Origin of the sequence: Bacteriovorax sp. DB6_IX, from assembly GCF_000447775.1 — a bacterium.
Lineage (GTDB): Bacteria > Bdellovibrionota > Bacteriovoracia > Bacteriovoracales > Bacteriovoracaceae > Halobacteriovorax_A.
In genome coordinates, this window is sequence record NZ_AUNJ01000233.1 from 1 (window position 1) to 2324 (window position 2324).

The 2324-nt window shown below is 36.9% G+C and carries 5 protein-coding genes; 4 read left to right on the top strand and 1 reads right to left on the bottom strand.

Annotated elements, in window-relative coordinates:
• From M901_RS06985 to M901_RS07000, 4 genes are all read left to right on the top strand, one after another.
• On the top strand, window positions 1-195 hold a 195-nt coding region (locus M901_RS06985), incomplete at its 5' end, for a 50S ribosomal protein L19 (protein WP_021277488.1).
• 92 nt (window positions 196-287) lie between these two features.
• The gene (locus M901_RS06990) at window positions 288-1013 is read left to right on the top strand and encodes a ribonuclease HII (RefSeq protein ID WP_021277489.1); all 726 of its coding nucleotides are present in this window, start codon (window positions 288-290) and stop codon (window positions 1011-1013) included.
• Window positions 991-1296 carry a hypothetical protein gene (locus M901_RS06995; RefSeq protein ID WP_021277486.1) on the top strand — a complete coding sequence of 102 codons (306 nt, stop codon included), beginning with the start codon at window positions 991-993 and terminating at the stop codon, window positions 1294-1296. Before M901_RS06990 ends, M901_RS06995 begins: the two co-directional genes overlap by 23 nt.
• A gap of 35 nt (window positions 1297-1331) precedes the next feature.
• Window positions 1332-1796 (top strand): hypothetical protein, encoded by a 465-nt coding sequence (locus M901_RS07000; RefSeq protein WP_198295359.1) that lies wholly within the window; start codon window positions 1332-1334, stop codon window positions 1794-1796.
• On the opposite strand, the gene M901_RS07005 is transcribed toward M901_RS07000, so the two are convergent.
• Complete coding sequence (locus tag M901_RS07005) at window positions 1793-2176, bottom strand: STAS domain-containing protein (protein WP_021277490.1); 384 nt, start codon at window positions 2174-2176, stop codon at window positions 1793-1795. The genes M901_RS07000 and M901_RS07005 overlap by 4 nt on opposite strands.
• Window positions 2177-2324 lie beyond the last annotated feature (148 nt).

The following is a 2324-nucleotide window of genomic DNA, read 5'->3' on the forward strand; positions in this document are numbered from 1 at the left end:
AGTGTTTCTGGTCACTACAGAGTTAGAAAGATCTCTTCTGGAATTGGTGTAGAAAGAGTTTTCCCTTTCCATTCACCAAAAATTGAAAAAGTAGAAATCGTTCAAAGAGGTAAGTCTAGAAGATCTAAACTTTACTACCTTAGAGATAGATCTGGTAAATCTGCTAGAATCGCGATCGATTACGACAGAAAGTAATTCAGAGAATTTCATTTTTCAAATAATGAGGGCCCACAATGTGGGCCTTTGTTATTTAGAGATTTAATTTTCATCTATTGAAGGAATGTGGCTTGGTTGATTTAGATTTTTATAAGAAGACAGATGGATTTATTGCAGGTGTTGATGAAGTCGGACGCGGCCCTCTTGCTGGTCCGGTTGTTGGTGCTTGTGCTCTTATTAAAGGTAGTCCTGCTAAGGTTGAGAAGGCCTTGAATTTTCTTGCTGAGTTGGGCATTACTGATTCTAAGAAGCTAACGGACAAGAAGAGAAAAATTCTTTTAGAAAAATTGGCCATTAATCTAGAGATGGAAATTGAGAAGAAGGACGACTTTCAAAAAAATTGGCACCTTCAAATCGAGGGCTGTGAAGTTCATCTTAGGATTGACGAAAAATCGCCACAAGAAATTGATAAGATCAATATTTTACAGGCCTCGTTAAGTGCAATGAAAGAGTCATTTCTTGGGCTTTATTCTCCAAAAGGTGCCAAGAAAAAAGGATCCTTACTTATTGATGGGAATAAGTCTTTTGAAATTCCGCATTCTGATGTTCGCGTTCATACGCTCGTCAAGGGGGATTCAAAATCGACAGTGATTGGTCTGGCCTCTATTTTGGCCAAGGTTTATAGAGATGAATTCATGAGTTTAATGTCTAAAGAATATCCTTATTACGATTTTGAAAAAAATGCGGGTTATCCAACTCAAAAGCATCGCGAGGCAATCGCTAATCATGGTATCACTCCAATACATAGAAAGAGTTTTAAAGGAGTGAAGGAATTTGTCGAAGTCTCGAAGTTATAAAGGTTTAAAATACGAACTTACTGAATCAAAAAGAATTCATCGTGAGGGAACACCTCTATTAATTTATTCAAAAGTTTTGCGTGAGCTCGGAGCTGGTCAAGTTGATTTGGCCGTCATTAAAAATGAGAGAAATTTTAAAGAGAAAGTTATCGAAATTTTTGAGTTAAAGTCTTTTGCTTATATTTCAAAGAGTCAGAGGCGACGTTTATACCATAGCGCGCAAGTTTTGAGTGCGTATTTAGGATTGTCGTGTCGTATATCCGTGATTTTTGATGAATTTTAGTTGCGTTTCCATTTCGAGGCCCTTATCCTTTTTATATGATTAAAAAACTATTTATCACTATCTTTGTATTAATAATGGCCATTAACTCAAATGCTCGTGCTGAAATGAACCCGCGTGCTAAAGCTCTTGGAACAATGGCGCTTTATGGAACAATTGGCGGAGCATTACTAGGAACGGCTTCATTGGCCTTTGGTGCAAAGGGACGATCTGTAGCAATTGGTGCTTCTTTGGGGCTTTACTCAGGTCTTTTATTTGGTGGATATGTTGTTGGGTCACACGAGATTCAAAAAAGAAAGTATAAGGGACCGCAGAAAGATTCGGATACATACTATCCTGATACAGATGGAAGTCCTTATGAAGAAGATCAGTCTGGATCGTACGATCCTTCATATAATCAAGGTTATCACGAAGAAGGCCCGGCCAATTTAAATCTTTCAGATAAAGAATTAAAGAAGCCAGGACAAACTTATTATGTTCAACTATTGAATTATCAATTCTAGTTTTGGAAGGTTCTTCCTTTCGATCCGTAGTAATTGCTTAGTTCCGTTACGTCTGAATCAAATTCATTGATGAGAACTTCCATAGCGTCAAAGTTGTAAAGCTTGAAGACCTTGAAGAACTCTGAACTTACATTTGAAAGTCTAATTTGATCTTTTCTATTATTGAGGGCCCTGATCGTATCCACGAAAACACCAATTCCTGAAGAACCAACAAAATTCAAAGAAGTCATATCCAAGATAATTTGTGATGATGGGTACTTTGAAGTTAAGCTTGCTAGTTCTTGCTTTAGAGGTACGATATTCTCGTAATCCATACCACCTTCCATAAGTACTGTGATGTTTCCTGTAGCATCAGTAGTGACTCTTGCCTTCATTGTCATCGCGATTCTCCTATTCTGTTAATGTCGGTAATAGAATATATGAATAATGCAATGTGTTAAAGAGGGTAACATTTTACATTTACTCTTCTTTAAAATGGTCAATAAATCTGAAAGCTGTTAGAAATACATAAAAGGTGAGTAAAATGGT